This window comes from Mycobacterium sp. (assembly GCF_036490025.1).
In the GTDB taxonomy this organism is placed as follows: Bacteria; Actinomycetota; Actinomycetes; order Mycobacteriales; family Mycobacteriaceae; genus Mycobacterium.
This window is the reverse complement of sequence record NZ_DASXEP010000051.1, coordinates 1-4,598: the sequence shown is the minus strand read 5'-3', so window position 1 is coordinate 4,598 and position 4,598 is coordinate 1. Positions and strand designations below refer to the sequence as shown.

General features: G+C 62.4%; 4 protein-coding genes and 1 pseudogene. 4 read left to right on the top strand and 1 reads right to left on the bottom strand.

The features are described from left to right. Nucleotides 1–366, bottom strand: a pseudogene (locus tag VGG53_RS05900) (cytochrome P450); the annotation flags it as partial. Between the two features lie 317 nt (nucleotides 367–683). Here VGG53_RS05900 and VGG53_RS05895 point away from each other — a divergent pair. The 4 genes from VGG53_RS05895 to VGG53_RS05880 all read left to right on the top strand — a co-directional run. Beyond that, the gene (locus VGG53_RS05895) at nucleotides 684–1,556 is read left to right on the top strand and encodes an MlaE family ABC transporter permease (protein ID WP_414688893.1); all 873 of its coding nucleotides are present in this window, start codon (nucleotides 684–686) and stop codon (nucleotides 1,554–1,556) included. Nucleotides 1,557–1,558: 2 nt separating this feature from the next. Beyond that, nucleotides 1,559–2,416: an MlaE family ABC transporter permease gene (locus VGG53_RS05890; RefSeq protein WP_414688892.1), complete on the top strand. Its 858-nt coding sequence runs from the start codon at nucleotides 1,559–1,561 to the stop codon at nucleotides 2,414–2,416. Between the two features lie 2 nt (nucleotides 2,417–2,418). Beyond that, on the top strand, nucleotides 2,419–3,990 hold the full coding sequence (locus tag VGG53_RS05885; protein WP_331517055.1) for an MCE family protein: 1,572 nt from the start codon (nucleotides 2,419–2,421) through the stop codon (nucleotides 3,988–3,990). After that, nucleotides 3,987–4,598: MCE family protein (locus VGG53_RS05880; RefSeq protein ID WP_331517054.1), on the top strand; the 612-nt coding region annotated here is incomplete at its 3' end. The genes VGG53_RS05885 and VGG53_RS05880, both read left to right, overlap by 4 nt.

The window sequence follows — 4,598 nt, the reverse complement described above, 5'->3', positions numbered from 1 at the left end:
GGAATGCTCGGGTGGATCCAGGTAGGTCAGCGTCTCCAGGATGCGCAAGCTGCCGTTGTTGATGCTCCTGGTGAATTCATCACCGGCCTGGTTGGCCAGTATCGGGTTGTGTGAACCCGGGTTGTCGCCGCCCCCACTGTTAAAGATCTGGGGCTGCCGCTCTATTTCCATGATGTCGGCGTGCTTGCTGACCAGCCAGAGCGGGTCGTAGCCGTCGACGTGGGCGTGGCCGAGCGGAGTGTTCTCGCGCAGCCATCGGTAGGCCCCGAACAGTGCTACCTCGTCTCGATGCCCCTCCGGGAGGATGATCTGACGGCTTACGTGTTCCGGAATGGGTTGGATGTCGACAACCTCGGTAGTGGTCATGATGATCCCGCTCCTTACGAGGGCTGGTACCGGTTGAGCCGAGCAGTCCACCCAGGATTTCTTGGATGGAGTTGCCGATCTTGCCAACTGGTGTCGTGCTGTGGGATCGTCTCCATTGTGTTAATAGATTAAACCATCGAATTATATGACTGTTTGCGGTTTGCACCAGCGAGTGCCGGATTGGGGAGGCAGTGGCCAGAAGGTCGGCGGGGTCGGCTCAATCGAGAGCCGGGTATGCGTGTGCCCAGAGTGACCGCTCGAATGCTGGCGTCGCCGTGGCCGATTCGGCGGCCTCTGGGATCATCGCCGGCTGCGGCATGTTGTTGACTGCTTCGCAAGAAGATCAGCGGCCGCTTAGCGAGCGCTCGGCTCTCAGGGAGATCGGCGGGTGGGGCCGCCGGTACTTGCAGTCGCATCCGTTGTTGTCGCTGCACACCGTGGGCGGCCAGGTGGTGCTGGGAATACGCACCGTCCAGTATCTCTTCGTCGATCTGTTCGCCCGTCGATTCCCGGTGGGAGAGTTTGTCCGACAGGCGGCGTTTATGGCCGGAACCGCAGTTGTCCCAACACTACTGGTGACGATTCCGGTCGGCGTCACTTTGGCGATCCAGTTTTCGGTACTTGCAGAGCAAGTCGGCGCCGATTCGTTGGCTGGTGCCGCGAACGGGTTAGTGGTGATCCGCCAGGGTGCTCCGCTGGTGGCGGCGATACTGCTTGCGGCGGCCGTGGGCTCGGCGGTGGCGGCTGACTTGGGCTCGCGAATGATGCGCGAAGAAATCGATGCCATGGAAGTGATGGGTGTTTCGGCGATCCGGCGTCTGGTGGTTCCCCGATTCGTCGCCGTCATCGTGGTAGGGGTTGCGTTGACTGGATCGGCGACCTTTGCCGGGTTTGTCGTGGGCTACTTGTTCAACGTGTACCTGCAAGGCGGAGTGCCGGGCTCGTTTGTGGCAACGTTCTCCGCGTTCGCTACGGTCGACGACTTCGTGCTGGCTCTGGTCAAAGCGATTATCTTCGGGGCGATCGTGGCGATCGTCAGCTGCCACAAGGGCTTGGACACGCATGGTGGTCCTGCTGGGGTTGCGAATTCGGTGAACGCGGCGGTGGTTGAATCCATTTTGCTGTTGATGGCCGTCAACGTCGCCCTGAGTCAGCTCTACTTCATTCTGTTCCCGCGGACGAGCTTGTAGCCGTGGTAGTCGCAAAGTATTACGTCCCCGGCGCCGGCCCACTTGTTCAAGCGACACGTGCCGGCGGACTGACGGCCGCCAAAGTCGGTCACATGGTGTTTTTCTTCGCCCGAGTACTGTCGGCGACCCCGGTCACGCTGGGCCGCTATCGCCGGGAATTCCTGCGGACTCTGTCGGATATCTCGTGGGGTAACGGGTCGATTGTGGTCGGCGGTGGCACTGTCGGGGTCGCCTTGGTATTGGGAGTCAGCGCGGGCGCGCTGCTCGCCGTCGAGGGCTACAACTCGTTGAACCTGCTCGGCTTGGGTCCGGCGACCGGTCTGCTGTCCTCGTGGGGATCGACGCGCGAATTGGTGCCGGTCATGATCGCACTCGCATTCATCACCCAGGCGGGGTGTCGCTTCACCGCACAATTGGGCGCCATGCGCATTTCCGAGGAGATCGACGCAATGGAAGGGATGGCTATCAACCCCGTTCCGTATCTGGTGACGACCCGCGTCGTGGCATCAGTCGTTGCGGCCATTCCCCTGTTCCTGGTGTGTTTGGCGGTGGCATATTTTGCCAGTCAGACGGTGTTTGCCGTGGCCTCCGGTTCGTCCCTGGGGACATATCTGCACTATTTCGCCTTGTTCAGCAGTAGCAGAGACGTTGTGTTGGCCACGATCAAAGCGGTTGTTTTCGTCTTCGTCGCGTCGGCGCTTCAGTGCTACTACGGGTTTTACGCATCCGGCGGCCCTGAGGGCGTCGGTGTCGCGGCCGGACATGCGATGCGCGCGAGCATCAGCGTCGTGATCATCTTGAACGCACTGCTGACGATGGCCATGTGGGGCGTCGACGCCGGCGCGAGATTCGGCGGATAGCAATGCCGAACTCCTTCGACCACGGGGGCCGCGGCCCGTCGAACAGCCGGCTCTTCATGGCGGGCGTCGCGTTCGTGCTCATCGCGTCTGCCATTGCCGCGCTCATGATTGCGAAATACAAAGGCAGACTAGACCCACTCGTACGGGTCAGCGCCGAGCTGATCAACGTGGGCGATGGTCTGCCGGCCAAGTCGGACGTGAAGTTCCGCGGCGTACTGGTCGGGTTCGTATCCAATGTCGTTCCGGCCAGGGGCGCACAGCCCAACATCGTCCATATCAACCTCAAGCCCACCTACGCCGCGGGTATCCCCGGCACCGTTACCGCTCGGGTGGTTCCGTCCAATGTCTTCGCGGTGTCGTCGGTGCAGTTCGTGGACAACGGCAAAAACGCCGCGCCGCTGCGGGCCGGGGCGGTTATCCACGAGGACCAAAGTTTGCCAACGGTGCTTTTCCAGACCACGTTGAACAAGGTCCGCGGGCTGCTCCGGGCTTTCGGTCGCGAGCCCTCCGCCGACAGCATCGGATGGCTGACAGCGCTGGGCGAAGCCACCCAGGGCCGCGGCGACCGACTGAAGAACGCGGGACGGGATCTGAATGAGATTGCCACGCAATTGAACGCCGTTCTCGGCGACGATACCGGTCCGACCACGTTGGCCGCTTTCACCGCCGCTGTTAACGGACTGCGAGATGTCTCGCCCGAGTTGTTCGACGCACTGGGTAGCGCGGTGCGGCCGATGCAGACCCTGGCCGAGAAGCGCTCAGCGCTGGCCAATCTCCTGTCTGGAGGGCTGAGCACCGTCGGAACGTTTGGCGATGCGTTCGATCATCACACCGACAGGTTGATAAACATCACCACCGAGCTGACGCCGGTGGTGGGTGCGCTCGCCGATAACGCCGGCGCGATTCATCGAATGGCTGGTCGGATCATGAAGGTGGTCGACGGGTTCCGGTATGTGGGGTGGAACAATGCGGCACAGCTTCCATTCGTCAAAGCGGTTATCTCCCTCACTCCTACCCGGACGTACGTGCGTGCGGACTGCCCTCGGTACGGCGCGATGAAGGGTCCAAGTTGCGACACGGCACCCGAGGTGCCGGTTGCCCCGGCGTTGAGTCTGGCATTGGGGTCTCGGGGACTCCCGCTGCCCCCAGGGGTCTCGGAGAATCGACCCAACCTGGCCCCACCGCGGGATTCGATACGGGGCAGAGGCGACGTGGGACAAGGTCCCCTCGTTCCCGAACAAGCCGCACCAGTACCCCCAGCTGCTGAGCAGCCCCCGCCGCTGCCGGGCCCCGGGTCGACACCGTCGGGCATAGCCTTACCATCGCTACTCCCGGCGGAAATCGCACCTCCGGACCAGCCGGATGCGCCGTCCGAACCTGTTCCGCCGTCGACCCTTCAAGGACAAACGGCCGTTTTCGGTGGCAACGTCGGCCCGGTCGGCAGCCGTCAGGAGAAGGGTCAGTTAAGCGTCATCGTCGGTAGTGAACCGAACGCCGCCACCGAGTTTCTGTTGGGACCACTGGTGCGTGGAGCGACGGTACAACTCGCGCCGGATTCAGGGGGCGATCGGTGAGGTACCGCAACCCGCTGATCGGCCTGAGCCTGTTCCTGGTGCTGGCGACGGTGGGGAGCTGGATGGTGCTGGTCACGCTGCGTCGCCAGGTCGCGGGTCCGACGAACACCTATTCGGCCATCTTCACCGACGTTTCCGGGCTACATCCCGGCGATGATGTTCGCGTTGCCGGAGTTCGTGTCGGGCGGGTGGATGGAATCGACCTGAAGGACGCCCTGGCCAAAGTTACGTTCCGAGTGGAAAGGGAGCAAACCCTCCGTCACGACACCATCGCATCGGTGACCTATCAGAACATCATCGGACAGCGATACCTCGGTCTGTCAGCGGGTAGGTCGGGAGACCGGACGCCACTGGCAAACCGAAGCCTGATCCCCTTAGAGCGCACCAGGCCGTCATTCGATATCTCCTATCTACTCAACGGGTTCGAGCCGCTGCTTGCCGTGATGGACCCACGACAGGTGGACAACCTGACGAACGGGATCATCCAAGCGCTGCAAGGGGATTCCGGGTCGGTACTGACATTGATCACCGAGACGTCGGCGCTTGCCGAATCGCTGGCGGGTCCCGATCAAGTCCTTGGTGACGTCATCGCCAAGCTCAACGACGTG

What these genes read in the sequence shown, in the direction of transcription:
- VGG53_RS05885 (WP_331517055.1), top strand. Translation starts at nt 2,419, where the DNA reads ATGCCGAACTCCTTCGACCACGGGGGCCGCGGCCCGTCGAACAGCCGG.
- VGG53_RS05895 (WP_414688893.1), top strand. Translation starts at nt 684, where the DNA reads ATGTTGTTGACTGCTTCGCAAGAAGATCAGCGGCCGCTTAGCGAGCGC.